Origin of the sequence: Nocardia alba NBRC 108234 (assembly GCF_001612665.1) — a bacterium.
In the GTDB taxonomy this organism is placed as follows: Bacteria; Actinomycetota; Actinomycetes; order Mycobacteriales; family Mycobacteriaceae; genus Nocardia; species Nocardia alba.
Genome location: NZ_BDAX01000009.1, coordinates 406,787 through 423,927, shown reverse-complemented (window position 1 = coordinate 423,927; position 17,141 = coordinate 406,787). Strand labels below are relative to the sequence as shown.

General features: G+C 69.9%; 11 protein-coding genes. 7 read left to right on the top strand and 4 right to left on the bottom strand.

Going from position 1 to position 17,141, the window contains the following annotated elements; translation table 11 throughout:
* The first annotated feature begins 31 nt into the window (after positions 1-31).
* The 4 genes from NA12_RS12525 to nudC all read left to right on the top strand — a co-directional run bounded on the left by NA12_RS12525 (position 32) and on the right by nudC (position 9,654).
* A complete protein-coding gene (locus tag NA12_RS12525; protein WP_243654817.1) occupies positions 32-3,823 on the top strand; it encodes an ATP-dependent helicase in 3,792 nt (1,263 codons plus the stop codon).
* The gene (locus tag NA12_RS12520) at positions 3,820-7,455 is read left to right on the top strand and encodes an ATP-dependent helicase (RefSeq protein ID WP_067449437.1); all 3,636 of its coding nucleotides are present in this window, start codon (positions 3,820-3,822) and stop codon (positions 7,453-7,455) included. Before NA12_RS12525 ends, NA12_RS12520 begins: the two co-directional genes overlap by 4 nt.
* A gap of 200 nt (positions 7,456-7,655) precedes the next feature.
* The gene (locus NA12_RS12515; protein WP_067449436.1) at positions 7,656-8,711 is read left to right on the top strand and encodes a potassium channel family protein; all 1,056 of its coding nucleotides are present in this window, start codon (positions 7,656-7,658) and stop codon (positions 8,709-8,711) included.
* A 49-nt stretch (positions 8,712-8,760) separates the two neighbouring features.
* A complete protein-coding gene (gene nudC, locus NA12_RS12510; protein WP_132369769.1) occupies positions 8,761-9,654 on the top strand; it encodes an NAD(+) diphosphatase in 894 nt (297 codons plus the stop codon).
* A 9-nt stretch (positions 9,655-9,663) separates the two neighbouring features.
* Here nudC and NA12_RS12505 read toward each other — a convergent pair whose 3' ends face one another.
* Entirely contained in the window at positions 9,664-9,897 is a 234-nt protein-coding gene (locus NA12_RS12505) for a mycoredoxin (RefSeq protein WP_143876199.1), read from the bottom strand.
* A gap of 80 nt (positions 9,898-9,977) precedes the next feature.
* On the opposite strand from NA12_RS12505, the gene NA12_RS12500 reads away from it, so the two are divergent.
* The 3 genes from NA12_RS12500 (at position 9,978) to NA12_RS12490 (ending at position 13,032) form a co-directional block, all read left to right on the top strand.
* Positions 9,978-12,128: an ATP-dependent DNA helicase UvrD2 gene (locus tag NA12_RS12500; RefSeq protein ID WP_067449433.1), complete on the top strand. Its 2,151-nt coding sequence runs from the start codon at positions 9,978-9,980 to the stop codon at positions 12,126-12,128.
* A 110-nt stretch (positions 12,129-12,238) separates the two neighbouring features.
* Complete coding sequence (locus NA12_RS12495; RefSeq protein ID WP_067449432.1) at positions 12,239-12,571, top strand: hypothetical protein; 333 nt, start codon at positions 12,239-12,241, stop codon at positions 12,569-12,571.
* A 137-nt stretch (positions 12,572-12,708) separates the two neighbouring features.
* The gene (locus NA12_RS12490) at positions 12,709-13,032 is read left to right on the top strand and encodes a WhiB family transcriptional regulator (protein ID WP_101468522.1); all 324 of its coding nucleotides are present in this window, start codon (positions 12,709-12,711) and stop codon (positions 13,030-13,032) included.
* A 95-nt stretch (positions 13,033-13,127) separates the two neighbouring features.
* On the opposite strand, the gene NA12_RS12485 is transcribed toward NA12_RS12490, so the two are convergent.
* The 3 genes from NA12_RS12485 to NA12_RS12475 all read right to left on the bottom strand — a co-directional run bounded on the left by NA12_RS12485 (position 13,128) and on the right by NA12_RS12475 (position 17,072).
* Positions 13,128-14,477, bottom strand: coding sequence for an ABC1 kinase family protein (locus NA12_RS12485; protein ID WP_243654816.1), 1,350 nt, complete (start codon positions 14,475-14,477; stop codon positions 13,128-13,130).
* A 61-nt stretch (positions 14,478-14,538) separates the two neighbouring features.
* Positions 14,539-15,414, bottom strand: coding sequence for a TOMM precursor leader peptide-binding protein (locus NA12_RS12480; RefSeq protein WP_067449430.1), 876 nt, complete (start codon positions 15,412-15,414; stop codon positions 14,539-14,541).
* A 209-nt stretch (positions 15,415-15,623) separates the two neighbouring features.
* Positions 15,624-17,072, bottom strand: a complete 1,449-nt coding sequence (locus NA12_RS12475) for a zinc-dependent metalloprotease (RefSeq protein ID WP_067449429.1) — start codon at positions 17,070-17,072, stop codon at positions 15,624-15,626.
* Positions 17,073-17,141: the final 69 nt, after the last annotated feature.

Below are 17,141 nucleotides of genomic sequence, written 5' to 3'. Positions count from 1 at the left end.
GTCGGACTGGTCTGTTGCAATAGCCGATGTGGTGCGATCGGATAGCTCGGTGCGACTCGTGCGCCGGACAACGCGGGCGCCCCGGCCGCGGGTCTGGGGTGCGTCCGTTCGCGCGCTGTTCGCCGAGCAGGCCCAGCCGGCGCCGCCGCGCCCCGGCTGGCGACCGTGGCAGGTGCTGGGCGGTCCGGGGACGGGCAAGACCGCGCTGCTGGTCGACCTGGTCACCGCGCGGATCGTCGACGGCGCCGACCCGGCGTCGGTGCTGGTCCTCACCCACACCAAGCACGCTGCCGCGGCGTTGCGGGACGCGATCACCCACCAGTTGGGGCCCGCCGCCGGTGGCATTCCGGGCGCGAGCCGGGAACCGATGGTGCGCACCCTGCACTCCTACGCGTTCTCGGTGCTGCGCAGGCACGCGGATCTGCACGGCAATCCGCCGCCGCGGCTGCTCACCGGCGCCGAACAGGACGCGGTGCTGCGGGAGATGCTGCGCGGGGATCTCGCCGACATCGAAGCCGGGGCGGGCGGCCTGTGGCCGCCACGATTGCAGCCCGCGCTGGCACTGGGCGGGTTCGCCGAGCAACTGCGTGATCTGATGCTGCGCGCGACCGAGCGCGGGCTCGGACCCGAAGACCTGATGGCGCTCGGTCGTGAACACGACAACGACGCGTGGGTGGCGGCCGGGCGCTTCTTCCAGCGGTACGAGCAGGCCTCGATGCTGCGCTGGTCGGTCGGCGTCGCCGCGCCCGAGGCCACCGCGCCCGCGCTCGACGCCGCGGAACTGGTCGGCGCGGCGCTGGACGCCCTCGCGGGCGACCGGAATCTGCTTGCCGCCGAACGAGATCGGATCCGCTACCTGCTCGTCGACGATGCCCAGCACCTCGACCCGCAGGCCGCGACGCTCGTACGCGCCATCGGCAGCGGCAGTGCGAGCACCGTCGTCACCGGCGACCCCGACCAAGCGGTCTTCACCTTCCGTGGCGCGGACTCGCACTTCCTCACCGGCCTCGACACGCCCGCGCGGCGGCGAATCATCCTGCGGCACAACCATCGCAGCGGCGCGCCGATCCGATTGGCGAACGCGCGCATCGCGGCTCGGTTGCCGGGGAGCGCGCGTCACCGGGTACTCCCGGGGCAGGAGAGCGAACCCCCTGAGCCGACGGACGAGATCGCGACGGTGGAGGATTCGGCCCTCGGCGGCAACGGCGCACTGTTCGCGCCCTGCGAATTCGGCGCGCATGCCGCACCACATGACGAACCGGACTTCGGGCCGGAACCGCCCGATGACGAACCGCCGCCCGATGACGAGTGGGCGCCGCCCGAGGACCAACCCCGTGCCGACGAGTCGAGTGTGCGAGTGCGGGTGTTGTCGACTCCGGCCAAGGAGGCGGCGCTGATCGCCGACCATCTGCGCCGCGCGCACCTCACCGACGGTGTGCCGTGGTCGGCGATGGCGGTGATCGTGCGGTCGGTGCCGTTGTCGCTGGCGCCGTTGCGCCGCGCCCTGCTGGCGGCGGGGGTGCCGGTGCGCAGGCCCGCGGTGTCCGAGGCGTTGGCGCGTCGGCGCGGGGCGGCGTGGATGGTGCTGGCGCTGCGGGTGCTCCTGGCCGGGGACTCGTCGCGCCCGGGTTCACGCCGGGCGATCGACGCGATGTTCTCCAGCGACGACGCGATGGATCTGCTGTCCGGGCCGCTCGGCGGGGCCGACCAGATCGCGCTGCGCCGGTTGCGTCGCGGCGTGCGGCGCAGCGTGCTCGACCTGGAACGCACCGGCGCGCTCGCCGAACCCTTCGTCGACGGTGCCGACCAGTTCCTGCTCTGGGACGAGAGCGCGCCCGCGCCGGATATCGCCGAACCCGAACCGGATCCGGCGGAGCAGGACTGGCCACCGCCCCCCGACCCGGAGGATCCGCTGCGCCCGGAACCCGAACCGGACTGGGATATCGCCGACCGGCTGCCCGACGACATCGATGTCCTCGACGCCGAGAACCCGCCCGCCGCGCACACCGTCGTCGAGGTCGCGCGCCCGGAGCCGCCCGCGGTGGCACTGATCGATCAATCCTCGGCCGAGGTGCTGCGCGACCTGATCGTCGGAGTCGGTGAGGAACGTCTGCTCGACGGGCTCACCGAGGTCGAGGCGGCGCCGCTGCGTCGCGTGCTGCGCGCGGTGGCGAAGGCGAAACAGACCCAGGCCAGGGGACAGGGTCTGGAAGACGTGCTGTGGACGCTGTGGACGAGCTCGCGGCTGGAGCGTCGCTGGTTCCGGCAGTCGCGGCGCGGTGGGGCCTCGGGCATGCAGGCCGATCGCGACCTCGACGCGGCCGTCGAATTGTTCGATGCCGCAGCCACTTACGTGGATCGGTTGCCGAAGGCGAGCATCGACGGTTTCGTCGAATATTTGCTGCACCAGCAACTCGCGCAACAGGGTCGGCCGCTGACCGCGGAAGGCGAGGCGGTGACACTGCTCAGCGCGCACGCCGCCGCGGGCCGGGAATGGGACGTGGTGGCGGTCGCGGCCGTGCAGGAGGGCATCTGGCCCAACCCGCGTTCGCGGGGCACGCTGCTGCACACCGAGGATCTCGTCGACCTGGTCGCCGGGGTCGATCCGAGCGCGACCGTGAGCCGGGCCGCGCCGATCCTGGCCGAGGAACGCCGGCTGCTGCTCGTGGCGTGCAGCCGCGCCCGGCGATCGCTGCTGGTGACCGCCGTCGAATCCGCCGCGGGAGAACAGGATCTGGTGCCTTCGCGGTTTCTGGCCGAACTCGTGGGCGACGATGTGAGCGGCGAACCCGGCGCGTTGCCCGTCGCCGATCCGGGGCGGGCGCTGGTGATGCACGCGCTGGTCGCCGAACTACGCGGGGTGGTGTGTGATCCGGGAGCCGACCCGCGGCGTCGCGACCGGGCCGCGCGGCAGCTGGCGCGCCTGGCCGACGCGGGCGTGCCGGGCACCGACCCCGGCGACTGGTACGGCACCGCCGAACTCAGCTCGCAGCGCGAACTCTGGGACGACGACGATTCGCCGATCGGGTTGTCACCGTCGACGGTCGAACTGCTGCGCACCTGCCCGCTGCGGTGGGCACTGGAACGGCACGGCGGCACCGACGGCGACAACCCGCACGCGGTGAAGGGCAATCTCGTGCACACGCTCGTGCAGGCGCTGGCCGGCGATGTCCCCGAGGCACAGGTGCGGTCGGCGCTGGATCAGGCGTGGAAAACGGTCGACCCGGCCGACGGCTGGCATTCGCGCCAGGAACTGCGCCGCACCGAGACGATGCTGGAGACCTTCCTCGCCTGGGTCCGCACCACCCGCGGTGAGCTCACCCAGGCCGGGGTGGAGGTGCCGGTGGACTGCGTGCTGCCCGCGCGCACGGAAGGCGCACGGGCCGTGCGTATTCGCGGACGTATCGATCGGCTCGAACGCGACGCGCAGGGGCGCTTCGTGATCGTGGATGTGAAGACGGGCAAGACACCGGTCAGCGCGAAGACGGTGGCCGATCACGCGCAGCTGGCCACCTATCAGGTGGCGGCGGCACACGGGGCGCTGGCGGCGGAGGAGTCAGATGAGCCCGCCCCCGTGGTCGATCCCGGCGGCGCGCGGCTGGTCTACGTCGCCAAGCCGAACCGCGCGACCGGCGCGGCCGAGCGGACCCAGCCCGCGCTCGACGGCGACGGTCTAGAGCAGTGGCGCACCACCATTCACGACGCGGCCGACGCGACGCGGGGGCCCGGCTATCTGGCGGTGCGCAACGACGGGTGTCGGCACTGCCCGGTGGCGGGCAGTTGCCCGGTGCAGGACACCGGACGGCAGGTGACCGACGAGTGAGCGGCGTGCGCGTCACCCCGCGGCAGTTGGCCGACGCGCTCGGCCTGCCACCCCCGACCGATGAGCAGGCGGCAGTCATCGCCGCACCACCGGGGCCCACCCTGGTCGTCGCGGGCGCGGGCGCGGGCAAGACCGAGACGATGGCCGCGCGCGTGGTGTGGATGGTGGCCAATCAACTGGTCGCTCCGGACGAGGTTCTCGGGCTGACCTTCACCCGAAAAGCCGCACAGCAGTTGACCGCCCGGATCCGGACCCGGCTGGCTCGACTGGCGGGCGCGCCGCTGCTGCGTGAGATCGATCCCAGCGGCGCGTTGCGCACGATCGTCGCCGGGGCCGAGCCGGAGATCAGCACCTACCACTCCTACGCGGGCAGGCTGCTCACCGCGCACGGACTGTTGTTGCCGGTGGAGCCCTCTGCGGCGCTGCTCACCCAGACCCAGCTGTGGCAGCTCGCGCACGAGGTGGTGCGGTCCTGGGACGGCGATCTCGATATCGATCGCACGCCGGTCTCGGTGACCGAGGCGGTGCTCGCCCTGTCCGGGCAGCTGGCCGAACATCTGGTGGAACCGGAGCAATTGGCCAAGGCGCACGCGGAGCTGGAGAAACTCGTCTACACGCTGCCCGCGGGTCCACGTCAACGCGGCGGACCGAGCCAGGCGCTGATCGGTGTCGTGAACGCGCAGCGTGAGCGCGTTGCCCTGCTGCCACTGGTGGGGCAGGTCGCCGAAGCCCTGAACCGCCGCGGCGCACTGGATTTCGGCTCCCAGATGTCGCTGGCCGCGCAGCTCGCCGTCGACCACCCGGAGGTCGCCACCGCCGAACGCGCTCGATTCAAGCTGGTCCTGCTCGACGAATACCAGGACACCGGGCACGCCCAGCGCGTCCTGCTCTCGGCGCTGTTCGGCAATGCCGAAGCGGTACAGCGGGATCGGCAGCGGCAGCCGGTGCGGATCCGGGGTGAGGCGCACCCGAGTCCTCCCCGCGAGGCGGACACCCTCTTCGCCGTGGAAGAGCCGGCCGGTGGGGCCCCGGACAGCCGGGGCGCCGGGCTGTCGGCGAGCGATGTCGGCGGGGGAAGTACGGAGGTAGTGCCTGACGGTGATCGTCGCCATGGTGTAAATCGCAGTGCGGCAGGAAAATCCGTGCAGCCCGCGCAGTCCCTCGCTGTGACGGCGGTGGGTGACCCGATGCAATCCATCTATGGGTGGCGCGGTGCGTCAGCGGCCAATCTGCCCAGGTTCGCCACCGACTTCCCCGCTGCGCCAGGTATTCCCGCACCGGTGCTGCCGCTGCTGACCAGCTGGCGGAATCCGCCCGAAGCGCTGGCGCTGGCGAATCTGGTGGCTGATCCGTTGCGGGCGGTGGCGCGGGCGGCTGGTGGGGCGACGGTGGACGCGTTGCGGGCCAAGCCGCAATCGGATGCGGGCGTCGTGGAGTTCGCGCTGACCGAGACCATCGCGCAGGAGCGGGACTGGATCGCCGAGCGGATCGCGCGCGAGTGGGCCACGGCGCGGGAGAACGAGCAGCCGCCACCTACCTCGGCGGTGCTCATCCGGCGTAACGCCGACGCGGCGCCGCTGGCGGAGGCACTGCGCGAGCAGGGGTTACCGGTGGAGATCGTCGGCCTCGGCGGGTTGCTGGCCACGCCGGAGGTCGCCGATATCGTCGCCACCCTGCGGTTGATCGCCGAGCCGGGAACCGGCAGCGCGGCGGTTCGGATTCTCACCGGGGCCAGGTGGCGGATCGGGGTGGCCGATCTGGCCGCACTGGCGCGGCGCGCGCAGCTGCTGTCCATCAGCAGCGTGTCGGGTGCCACCGACGCGATCACCGATGCGGCCGGACTCGCGACGGCGCTGCGCGAGGTCGCGCCCGAGCCGACCGAGAAGGCCGGTCTCGCCGACGCCATCGCCGATCCCGGTGCGGCAGAACAGTATTCGGAGGCCGGGTTCGCGCGGATCGTCGCCCTGAGCGAGGAACTGGCCGCGCTGCGGGAACGCAGTGGGCAGCCGCTGGCCGAACTCGTCGCCGATGTCGAACGGACCATCGGTGTGGGGGTGGAGACCCAGGCAAGGCGCGCGATCGCCGGCGGCGGCGCGGGCCGCGAGCACCTCGACGCCTTCGCCGAGGTGGTCGCCGGGTACGCGGCCGATTCCCGGGCCTCGCTCAGTGGCCTGCTCGCCTTCTTCACCGCCGCCGAATCGGTCGAAAACGGTTTGGAGCCGGGCGAAGTCGAGGTCGCCCGGGACCGGGTGCAGGTGCTCACCGTGCACGCGGCCAAGGGCCTGGAATGGGAAGTCGTGGCCGTGCCGCACGTGAGCGCCACGGTGTTCCCCTCGACCACCGCGCTGAGCACCTGGCTCGGCGCGCTCACCGAACTCCCCACCGCGCTGCGCGGTGACCGCGCCCAGCCGGACGCGTCCGAGGGTGTGCCCGTTCTCGACCTGGACACCGTGGGCGACCGCTCCGAGCTCGAACACGCGCTCGCCCACCACCGGGATGCGCTCAAGAGCCGCCGGCTCGACGAAGAACGGCGCCTGTTCTACGTGGCGCTCACCAGAACCGAACGGGTGCTGCTGGTTTCGGCCTACTACTGGCCGGAGGCGGGGACCTCGCAGAAGGGCCCCTCTGACTTCCTGCTCGAGCTCAAAGAGGCGAACGAGAACCCGGACAGCGACGCGTTCGGCGTCGCCACTCTCGCCCGCTGGGACGACAAGCCGCCGCCCGACGCGGTGAATCCCTTCGCCGACAACCCGCCGACCGCCGCATGGCCACGCGACCCGTTGGGTAACCGCCGCGATCCCATCGAACAGGGCGCCGCGCTCGTGCGCGAAGCGCTCGACGACTTACGCAGCGGCACAAAGGTTGCCGAGGTCGATCAGGCCGAGGTGGACGACCCGGAGGGCTGGGTCAACGACGTCGACGCGCTGCTGGCCGAATTCACCGCCGCCGAACTCGCCGAACAACAGGTGGAACTGCCGGGCCAACTACCCGCCACCGCCCTCGTCGAACTGCGGGCCGACCCGACCCGCCTCGCTGCCCGCCTGCGCCGTCCGCTCCCGTATCCACCGAACCCGATGGCCCGGCGTGGCACTGCCTTTCACGCCTGGGTGCAATCCTGGTTCGGCACCGAACAACTACTCGGCCTCGACGAACTGCCCGGCGCCGCCGACAGCACCACCGACATGGGACGCGCCGACCAGGAACTCGCCGCCATGCAGTCCGCCTTCCGCCGTTCACCGTGGGCGCACCGCAACCCCGTCGACGTGGAGGTGCCCTTCGAAACCAGCATCGCGGGCACGGTGATTCGAGGCCGTATGGACGCCGTCTTCGCCGAACCCGGTGGCCGCTGGATCGTCGTCGACTGGAAGACCGGCGCCGAACCCGGTCCCGCCGACGAGCCGGCCGTCGCCATGCAGCTGGCCGTCTACCGCCTCGCCTGGGCCCGCCTGATGGCCGCCCGCACCGGCGAGACCGAGGACCGGATGCTCCAACGCGTCGGCGCCGCATTCCATTACATCCGCTCCGGGCGCACCATCGCCCCCGCGCAACTGGCCGGGCCCGCCGAACTCGAGCGCCTCATCCGCGACGCCGCACCGGAAAACACCGACACCGATCCACACGAACACCGCTGAGCCGATAGTGTTGCGATCGCCGAAGGACGACCTCCCGAGGCGAACAAGGCCGGTCACTCGGCGGCGCCAGCCGCCGGTTTTCGGCCGCCTTGATCTGGACTGACCAGAGGGTGCGACGAAGGAGTACCCGGCGGGAGGGAAGATCGAGGTACCCAGGCCGAAAACCCGCGGCGCCAGCCGCCAGAAATACAGGAGCAGGCATGTTCGGTGACCCGCGCAACCCGGTCGGGTTGAGCAGCAGTCCCGACTACGCCCTTGTCGGTCTGTTGCGAATCCCGGCGGCGCAGTCCAGCCCGTGGGTTTCGCTCACCCGTCGCGTGTTGTTCGCGATCGCGTTGCTGTTCACCGCCGCGACAGTCGTCTACGTCGGCCGCCACGGCTACAGCGACAACACCGGCGACGAGCTGTCGTTCCTGGACGCGATGTATTACGCCACGGTGTCGCTGTCGACTACCGGCTACGGCGATATCGCCCCGGTGACCCCGTCGGCACGGTTGGTGAACATCATCGTCATCACCCCACTGCGCGTGCTGTTCCTGATCGTCTTGGTCGGTACCACTCTCGGCGTGCTGACCGAACGGTCGCGGCAGGCATTCAAGATTCAGCGATGGAGGCACACCGTGCGTAATCACACCGTCGTCGTCGGCTACGGCACCAAGGGCCGGACCGCGATCGATGCGATGGTCGGTGACGGGATCCAGGTGTCCGACATCGTGGTGGTCGATACCGACCCCGTCGCGCTGGAGGCCGCCGCGGCGGCCGGTCTGGTCACCGTGCACGGTTCGGCGACGAAATCCGATGTGTTGCGGCTGACCGGGGTGCAGCGCGCCGCCGCGGTCGTCGTGGCCACCAATCGGGACGACACCGCCGTGCTGGTGACGCTCACCGCGCGCGAACTGAACAAGACGGCCAAGATCTCGGTGGCCATCCGCGAGGCGGAGAACACCCACCTGGTCCGGCAGTCCGGCGCCGACTCGGTGGTGGTGTCGTCGGAGACCGCGGGCCGGCTGCTCGGTATCGCCACCACTACGCCGACGGTCGTGGAGATGATGGAGGACCTGCTCACGCCCGAGCAGGGTTTCGCCGTCGCCGAACGCGAGGTGGAGGCGAGCGAAGTGGGTGGATCGCCGCGTCATCTCAGCGATATCGTGCTCGGGGTGGTACGCAACGGTGCGCTGATCCGGGTCGGCGAACCCGAGGTCGACGCCCTCGACACCGGCGACAAACTGCTCTACATCCGGCGCGCCGGGAAGTAGTCGCCCCTCCCGGGCTGCGCCCTACCTCCGCCTTCGCTCTATGCTCGGAATCGTGTCGTTCCGGCTGAAAGACGTTCCGCTGCTGTCACGTTCCACCATCGACCGGGCCGAGCACGCCCGGCTCGATCCTGGGGCCCTGCGCGAAGGGTGGGGCAAAGCGAAGATTCTGCGTGTCGACGCGCGAGGCAAGGTGCGGGTGGAGGACGGCAGGGTCGTCCTGGAGGCGGCTGTCTCGGTGGCCGAGGAGCCAGGCGAAGGCGCGGTTTTCCTCGGCGCCGTCGATGGCAGCCACCTGTGGGCGGTGCGAGCAGGCGACCTGGAGGGCACCCTGCGCGATCTGCGAACCCTCGGCGCCGTCGACGACTTCACCGCCGAACTGCTGTCCACCGCGTACGCGCTGCTCAACTGGCACGATCGCGCCGGGTATCACGGCGGCGACGGCACGGTGACCACGTCGTCGCGTGGCGGTTGGTCGCGGCTCACCGCCGCGGGGGAGGAAGAGTTCCCGCGGATCGACCCCGCCGTGATCTGCCTGGTCCACGACGGTGCCGATCGGGTGCTGCTGGCCCGTCAGCAGAACTGGCCGGAGACGATGTTCTCGCTGCTGGCCGGTTTCGTCGAAGCGGGCGAATCGCTGGAGCACTGCGTGGAACGCGAGATCCGCGAGGAGGTCGGCGTCGACCTGCGCGATATCCACTATCTCGGCAGCCAGCCGTGGCCGTTCCCGCGTTCGCTGATGCTCGGCTTCGCCGCGGTCGGCGACCCCGCCCAGGAACTGGTGTTCTCCGATGGCGAGATCGCCGAGGCGCATTGGTTCACCCGCGACGAGGTCCGCGCGGCACTGCGGGTCGGGGACTGGTCGGCGCGCGAACCCGGCGCACGGCTGCTCGTCCCCGGGTCCATCTCGATCGCGCGCTCGATCATCGAGTCCTGGGCGGACTGACTCGGCGAGTCAGGCCTGCTGGGCGGCCAGTGCCTGCTTGACCGCGGCCAAGGACGGGTTGGTCGCGGTGGAGCCGTCGCGGTACTTGATCGTCGGTACGACGTGGTTGCCGTTGTTGACGCTGCCGACGAACTCGGCCGAAGCGGGGTCGTCCTCGATATCGATCACCGAGTAGGTGATGCCCGCCTCGTCGAGCTGGGTTCGCAGGCGCCGGCAGTAGCCGCACCACGTGGTCGAGTACATCGTCAGATCTGGGGTTGCTTCAGTCACGCGATGTGCAACGTCGCGAGGCGGCGCGGTGTTCCTTGTCGGTGGGCGCTGTCATGATGGATCGCGTGCCAGCACTCGATCTCACCGCCCTCGACCCGGAACAGGCCGCCGCGGTGCGGGCGTCGAGGGGGCCGGTCTGCGTCCTCGCCGGTGCGGGGACCGGGAAGACCAGGACGATCACGCATCGGATCGCGCATCTGATCGCGGGCGGGCATGTGAAGGCCGACCAGGTGCTCGCGGTGACCTTCACGGCACGGGCGGCGGGGGAGATGCGCAATCGCTTGCGCACGATGGGGCTCGGGGGCGATGCCGGGCAGGTGCAGGCGCGCACCTTCCACGCCGCGGCGCTGCGGCAGCTGCGGTACTTCTGGCCGCAGGTGGTGGGGGATGTGCCGTGGCGGTTGATCGACAGCAAGTTCCCCATCGTCTCGCAAGCCGCGCAGCGTGCGGGGCTGCGCGCCTCCACCGAACTGGTTCGCGACCTGCTCAGCGAGATCGAATGGGCCAAGGCGTCGTTGATCGCCCCGGAGGACTACCCGGCCGCCGCCGCCGTACATCACCGTGACGCGCCGGTCGATGTGGCCAAGGTTGCCGAGGTGTACCAGGGCTACGAATCCGCGAAAGCCTCTGCCGACGGCCTGCTGCTCGACTTCGACGACCTGCTGCTGCACACCGCGGCCGCCCTCGAGGACTATCCGGCCGTCGCCGACGAATTCCGCGGTCGCTATCGCAGTTTCGTCGTCGACGAGTATCAGGACGTGACGCCGCTGCAGCAACGAGTGCTCGACGCGTGGCTGGGCGAGCGCGACGACCTCACCGTCGTCGGCGACGCGAACCAGACCATCTACTCGTTCACCGGGGCGACCCCGTCCTACCTGCTCGATTTCTCCCGGCGCTTTCCCGACGCCACCGTGGTCCGGCTCGAGCGCGACTACCGGTCGACACCCCAGGTTGTGTCGCTGGCCAACCAGGTCATCGGCGCCGCTCGGGGGCGTATCGCGGGCACCCGCCTCGCCCTGATCGGTCAGCGGCCGCAGGGCCCGGAACCGGAGTTCGCCGAGTACGCCGACCCGCAGGCCGAGGCGGTGGCCGTCGCCGCGCGGATCGAGAAACTGATCGCCGACGGCACGCCCGCCGCCGAGATCGCGGTGCTCTACCGGACCAACGCACTGTCCGAACCGTTCGAACAGGAACTGGGTGCGCGCGCGATTCCGTTCCAGGTGCGCGGTGGCGAGGGGTTCTTCCAGCGTCAGGAGGTGCGCCAGGCCGTGTCGGCGCTGCGTCAGGCCGACGCCCGCGACGACCTGCCCGACGAGGCGCGCTGCGGGTCGTCGCTGATCACGCTGGTCCGGGCCGCGCTGGCGCCGGTCGGGCTCACCGCGGAGGAACCGGCCGGTGCGCAGGCGAAGGAGCGATGGTCCTCGCTGCTGGCGCTGGTGCAGCTCACCGAGGAACTGGTCAGCCACGACGACGACATGGATCTCACCGCGCTGCTGCGCGAGCTCGCGACCCGCGCCGAGGCCAAGCATCCACCGACCGTCGACGGCGTCACGCTGGCCTCGCTGCACGCGGCGAAGGGCTTGGAATGGGACGCGGTGTTCCTGGCCGGGCTCACCGACGGCACGCTGCCGATCTTCCACGTGCTCGGCCGCAAGAACGCGCCCGTCGACGAAGCCGGGCTGGAGGAGGAGCGCAGGCTGCTCTACGTGGGTGTCACGCGGGCGCGCGAACATCTGAGCCTGTCGTGGACCCAGCGGCGGCTGCAAGCGGGTGGCGACTATCGGCCGGTGACCCGCTCGCGGTTCCTCAACGGGCTGATTCCGGACAGTTCCTCGGCGTCGCGGATCGCCGTGGAAGCCCCGGCCGAGGCCCCACGTCCGCTGTGCCGGGTGTGTCTCAAGCCGCTGATCGGCACCTACGCCACCATGCTCGGCCGCTGTAGGCGCTGCCCGGGCGAGGCCGACCCGCTGCTGCTCGAAGCGCTGAAGGAATGGCGAGCGGAAAAGGCCGAGGCTCTGCAACGGCGCGACTTCGTGGTGTTCACCGACACCACCCTCACCGCTATCGCCGAGCAGCTGCCCGCCGACGACGCCGCGCTGGCGGCCATCGCGGGCATCGGCGCGAAGAAGATCGAACAGTACGGTGCCGATGTCCTCGCCATCGTCTCGTCACGTTTACGAGCGACAGTGCAAAACCCCAGGTAGAAAATAGGTTGTTCGGTTCTCGATCATTGCCTATGGTGGAGAACACGCACCGAGAGTGATCCCGGTGCGCGGTAATTGTTCACACACGAGTTCAGGAGGGAGGCAGACACATGAACACGAACACGAACACCACGTTCGATGCGATGAGCAATCGCGTCCTGGTGAACGCATTCGGCATGTCCGCCTCCCGGGGGGTCCTCGCTCTGCAGGGGACCGGCCTGTCCGGCGTCGATGCCAAAGCTGTGCCGATGGTTGTCGTCCATCAGCACACTCCGATTCGTCTCCAGGACAAGCCCAGCGTGGGTTGGCAGCCGGTCGCCATTTCGGCACCGGCAGCACTCGCCGATGAAGCCGGTTACGCACCGGCGTTCACCGGCGCAATCCGCCTCCGCGTCCACCCAGCGACCGTGATCAGGGTTCGACAGAAATGTCGAACTAGGTAGGGAACACCTCCCAGACCTCCTGGCCACGGATCGCGAGAAGCGAAATCCGTGGCCATATTTTTTCGGCTCCTCAGCCGTAGGCACCGGGTTCGCACACCGAACATTCGACCGCTGCAAACGAGCTGAAGGAGAACGACGTGTTCACCGCCCAGGACTGGCCGACGGCCACTACTGACGTGACATGCCGAACCGTGGCGCAGACCCCTCGCGTCCGTGAGGTCACCAAGACTCTGCCCTGTAGGGGCGGAAACCCCGATCTGTGGTTCGCCGAGAGCCCCACCGATCTCGAGCAGGCCAAGGAACTGTGCGCGGCCTGCCCGATCCGCAAGGGCTGCCTGACCGCGGCCATCGATCGTGCCGAGCCGTGGGGCGTGTGGGGCGGTGAGATCTTCGACCAGGGTGTCGTGATCGCCCGCAAGCGCCCCCGCGGTCGCCCGCGCAAGGTCGCGATCATGGCATGAACCCGGGAAAAGGGTTGTACCGCAAGCGAACCGCTCACCTCGTCATGGTGAGCGGTTCGTTTTGCTTTATGCGTGATGCCCGGGTGGGGATCGCCTCACGAAGCCTGTTGGTCGCGGAAGCCCGGGACCCAGGTATGAACCATCTTCATGAAGCCGAGTTCGGCATCGAGCTGGGCCAGGATGCCGACCGAACCACCGAGGACCCGGAAAATGGTGAGGTACTCGGCCGGAAGTTGCAGGGCACGAGCAGTTTTCATCTCCGGGCTGGAGAACTCGGAGGCCGTGCCCGCCACCCGCTGCATCCACGCGCGGGTGAAGTGGAACGTATCGGTGCGAATCGGGTCGCTGAACGGGCGCAGGTACGCCTCGATCTCCTCATGGGTCACCACCCGGCCCGGAATGACCCAGCCGTGCTCGTAGAGCAATTCGGTGAGGGCCGCGTGCTCGTCGGCGACAGCGAGGGCCAGCATGCGGCCGAGCACCTCGGGGAAGCCGTCCGGCATCGGCGCGCAGGCGCCGAAGTCGAGCACTGCCAGGGTGCCGTCGGGTCGCACCAGGAAATTGCCGGGATGCGGGTCGCCGTGCAGCAGGCCGACCAGTTCGGGCGAGCTGAAGTGGAAGGTCCCCATCAGCTCGGCGATCCGGTTGCGCTGTGTCAGGGTGCCCTCGGGGTCTTGCGCGCCTGCTTTGATGAGCGCTGACACGGGGGTGCCGTCGAGCCATTCGGTGACGATCACCTTCGGGGCGCCCGCCACCACCTTCGGAATCGTGATGGTGGGGTGTCCGTCGAACGCGGCGGCGAAGCGGCGCTGGTTCGCGGCCTCGATGCGGTAGTCGAGTTCTTCCTCGGTGCGTTCGGTGATCTCGGCGAGCAGCGGCTTCACATCGGCGCCGGGGATCACCGAGGAGAGCAGTCCGGTCATCCGGGACAGTGTTCTCAGGTCGGCGCGCAGCGCGTCGTCGGCGCCGGGATACTGCACCTTCACCGCCACGGCGCGCCCGTCGGACCAGACCGCGCGATGCACCTGTCCGATGCTGGCCGAGGCCGCCGGGGTGTCGTCGAAGGAGGTGAAGCGTTCCCGCCACTTGGTGCCGAGCTGCTGGTCGAGCACGCGGTGCACCGTTTCGACGGGCATCGGCGGTGCGGCGGCCTGGAGCTTGGTGAGCGCCTCGCGATAGTGCTCGCCGAACTCCTCCGGGACCGCGGCCTCCATCACACTCAGCGCCTGCCCGAACTTCATCGCGCCGCCCTTGAGCTCGCCGAGCACGGTGAACAGCTGCTCGGCCGCTTTCTGGTTCAGGTTCGCGTTGATCTGTTGCTTGTCACCGCCGACGAGCTTTTTTCCGAATCCGACAGCGGCCCGTCCGGCGATGCCGAACGGGATCTTGGCCAGCTTGGCATTGCGACTGGAACTGCGGCGCACGATCTCGGACACGGTATCCATCATGGCCGAACCCGCGGGGTGTGTGCCATAAGAATGCTCACACCGGCCGACGCGATGTCGGTCACCCGGCGGTCCCGGGCGCGGGTGAGGTCATATTCCGGCAGCCGCATTCCTGATGCGGTAGCCACGGCCGGCGCTGGATCTCGTGGGTGTCGAGGTTCAATTCCACGGTGGCGTCGAGCGTGCGCGGCGGACGCCGCGGTGAACAGGCGGCGATAGCCTCCAATTCGCCCAGCGCCAGCGCGGTCGTCGCCGCGATTCCGGCCGGGGACGCGTGCCCGGTGCGGCCGAGCAGCTGGGCGGCCAGATGCGGCCAGTCGTGATCGAACCCGGCCCGGGTCAGATCGGCACAGCGCAGGCAGCTGGTCTCGCCGGGCAACACGAGCGGGCCGACCACGCCGACGCCGTCGCGAACTCTCACCTGCAGATGCGGCACCCGTCGCAACACCAGATCCACCGAAAGCGCGGGGTCGATCATCAACGCGTCGGTGAGTACCACCAGATCGCCCGTGGCGGCACCGAGTGGCCGGTCTGGCCGGTACTCGCGCGAGCGGGTGGGCCGAAAACCCATGCGCCGCAAGCCGATCGCCACGGCGTCGGAGAGCGGACCGAGGCCGTGCACGGTGACGGCGCGGATCTTGGCCACCGCGGGTTCGGGCTCGAGCAGCAGGCCCGCGCGTTCGATCGCGGTGAGCATGCTCATCGTGCGGTCGGGGCTGATGCCGAATTCGCCCGCGCGCCAGATGATCTGGGGTCGCGATTGCAGGCCGTCGAGCAGGCGGAGGAAGGCGAGCACGGTGCCGGTGTCGTGCTCGGTGGTTTCCAGGAGCAGCGCGCGTTCGGGATCCCAGCCGAGCTGGATCGTGCCGGACGGGCGAACCAGGGTGATCACTCGCGGGTTGAGCATCGGTCCGCGCGGTGGGGAGGTGGTCGTCATGGCCGAAAGTATCGGCGTCCGACAGCGGCGCGAAGTGCGTCGAAAGGGCAGTTATCCACAGGCTTTCGGCGTGTCGCCCGCCGGATTCCGACGTGTGAACAACCGCTGTTCCGCGGGTCGTCGCCGTATTTCGCGACGACCGTTAGCGAAGCGACCGTGTCGCGCCACCGAGATCGGAAGTTTCTCGCCGACCTCGGTGGCGGCACGGATCAGGACTTGCCCGACGCCGAGTCGGAATCGCCCTCGTCGCGCGAATTCTCGTCGGAATCGGGTTCCGCGGACTTCGGGGTGTCGCGGCCGGCCGCGTCGCGTTCCCTTGCCTCGGTCGCGGCCAGCTGGGCCAGCGGGTCGTCGAAAACACCGGTGCCGCCGCCGATAATGGAGTCGATGAACCCGGCGGGCGAATCGAGATCGGTGGAATCGGGCAGCAGGTCGGGGTGCTCCCACACCTTGTCGCGCCGCTCCATCCCCGCGTCGGTGGTGAGCCGTCGCCACAGCGCCGAGGCCTCGCGCACCTTGCGCGGCCGCAACTCCAGTCCGACGAGCGTGGCGAACGTCTGCTCGGCGGGCCCACCCGTGGCCCGGCGGCGACGCAGCGTCTCCGACAGCGCGTTCGCGCCCGGCAGGCGCTCACCCACCGCGTCGCCGACCACGACGTCGACCCAGCCCTCGATCAGCGCCAGCAGGGTCTCCAGCCGCTCGAGCGCCTGCTTCTGCTCGGGTGTGGTCTGTGGCTCGAAGGTGCCCTGGGAGAGCAGTTCCTCCAGCTTGGCGGGGTCGCTCAACGACATCGGGTCGATGCCCTGCGCGGCTTCCTCGATCGCGGAGAAGTCCATCTTGATGCCGCGCGCGTAGTCCTCGACGGCGCCGAGCACCTGCTGACGCAGCCACGGCACGTGCGCGAAGAGCCGCTGGTGGGCGGCTTCGCGGGCGGCCAGGAAGACCATGATCTCGCTCTCGGGTTGCTCGAGACCCTCGCTGAACGCCGAGATCGCGGTCGGTAGCAGCGCGGCGGTACCGGCCGGGCCGAGCGGCAGACCGATATCAGTGGAGGTCAGCACCTCCTTGGCCAGCTGGCCGAGCGCCTGACCGAGCTGGGAACCGAATGCCAGCCCGCCCATCTGGCCGAGCATGCCGACCATCGGCCCGGCGAACTGCTTGGCTTCCTCGGGCAACTGCGCCGTCCACATGCCCGAGATCTGCTCGGCCACCGGATCGCACAGGCGCTTCCAGGTGGGCAGCGTCTCCTCGATCCAGTCGTTCGGGGTCCACGCGACCGACTTCGTGGCGCCGGCGGGCAGCACCGTGGCGCCGTCGAGCCACAGTTCGGCCAGGTGGGACGCGTCGGTCACCGCGGTGGTGGTACCCGAGGTGATCGGGGCGATGGTGGCGCCGAGTTGCTGGCGAGCCAGTCGTTTGGCGACGTCGTAGTTGACCGGGCCGGACTGCGCGCCGCCGGGACCCATGCCCTGTCCCATACCACTGATCATCTGCCCGAGCTGGCTCAGCATCTGGCCCAGCTGCGACGGATCGAATCCGCCCGCGCCGGCCGCTCCGAACCCGAACGGATCGTTTCCGCCAGGTCCGTTGCCCTCGTTGCGACGCTTGCCGGAATCGTCATCGTCGCCGGACGAGAAGCCGAAGGGGAGATCGCTCATACCTCTTACGTTACGCGGGACCCCCGGGACCTCGGTGTTCGCGCATCGCGAAATCGCGGGGCGCCGCCC

What these genes read in the sequence shown, in the direction of transcription:
- NA12_RS12495 (WP_067449432.1), top strand. Translation starts at nt 12,239, where the DNA reads ATGAACACGAACACGAACACCACGTTCGATGCGATGAGCAATCGCGTC.
- NA12_RS12500 (WP_067449433.1), top strand. Translation starts at nt 9,978, where the DNA reads ATGATGGATCGCGTGCCAGCACTCGATCTCACCGCCCTCGACCCGGAA.
- NA12_RS12485 (WP_243654816.1), bottom strand. Translation starts at nt 14,477, where the DNA reads ATGGATACCGTGTCCGAGATCGTGCGCCGCAGTTCCAGTCGCAATGCC.
- NA12_RS12475 (WP_067449429.1), bottom strand. Translation starts at nt 17,072, where the DNA reads ATGAGCGATCTCCCCTTCGGCTTCTCGTCCGGCGACGATGACGATTCC.
- NA12_RS12515 (WP_067449436.1), top strand. Translation starts at nt 7,656, where the DNA reads ATGTTCGGTGACCCGCGCAACCCGGTCGGGTTGAGCAGCAGTCCCGAC.
- NA12_RS12505 (WP_143876199.1), bottom strand. Translation starts at nt 9,897, where the DNA reads ATGTACTCGACCACGTGGTGCGGCTACTGCCGGCGCCTGCGAACCCAG.
- NA12_RS12480 (WP_067449430.1), bottom strand. Translation starts at nt 15,414, where the DNA reads ATGACGACCACCTCCCCACCGCGCGGACCGATGCTCAACCCGCGAGTG.